The sequence below is a fragment of the Priestia sp. P5_B4 genome (genome assembly GCF_056400385.1).
The window spans coordinates 1-906 of record NZ_JBFULJ010001202.1; the positions used below are offsets into that span (position 1 = coordinate 1).

Sequence of the window (906 nt, forward strand, 5' to 3'; positions counted from 1 at the left end):
TCTTTTTACATTTACTATAAAAATAAAAGTGAGCTTAAATTTCAATAGAGACAGAGGTGGGAATATGAAACAGCTCATGACAAACGGTAAAAATATTTTTTCGAAACAGCTGCCGTTATTTCTAATTGCAGTTTTGTTGTTTTGGATTAAAACGTATACCGTTTATCGTATCGAATTTAACTTAGGGCTAGATAATTTTATGCAAAAGTTTTTACTTTTCATAAACCCAATTGGTTCGGCAATTTTCTTTTTTGCCATTGCACTACTATTTAAAGGGCGGGGAAAAGTACGAGCACTGCTTGGAATGAATTTTTTACTTTCATTCATCCTGTACGCAAATGTAGTATACTATCGCTTCTTTAATGATTTTATTACTGTTCCTGTATTGACTCAGTCAAACAACTTTGGTCAATTAGGCGGCAGTGCCATGGCTTTAATTAGCCCAACTGATATTTTATACTTCACAGATTTCTTTATTCTTTTAGTTTTAGTACTATGGAAAAAAGTTGACTTACCAGCAACAATTAGTCGACGTACTGTGACAGGTGTATTTTTATCAGGGATTTTATTCTTAAGTGCCAACATCGCACTAGCGGAAATGGATCGTCCTCAACTATTAACAAGAACATTTGACCGCAACTATTTAGTAAAATATTTAGGAACGTATAACTATACGATCTATGACATCATCCAGAGCTCGAAATCTTCAGCACAGCGCGCGCTAGCAGATAGCAGTGATGTGGCTGAGGTAGAGAACTATGCAAAAGCAACATATGCTGAGCCGAACAAAGAATATTTCGGTCAAGCAAAAGGCAAAAACGTCATCTATATTTCATTAGAGTCACTTCAGTCATTTATGATTGGTTATAAGTTAAATGGTGAAGAAGTAACGCCGTTCTTAAATTC

The 906-nt window shown here is 35.0% G+C and carries 1 protein-coding gene; it reads left to right on the forward strand.

What is annotated here, in order from left to right; translation table 11 throughout:
- Positions 1 to 64: 64 nt before the first annotated feature.
- The coding region (locus AC1DRF_RS29935) for an LTA synthase family protein (RefSeq protein ID WP_477742566.1) at positions 65 to 906 on the forward strand (842 nt) is incomplete at its 3' end.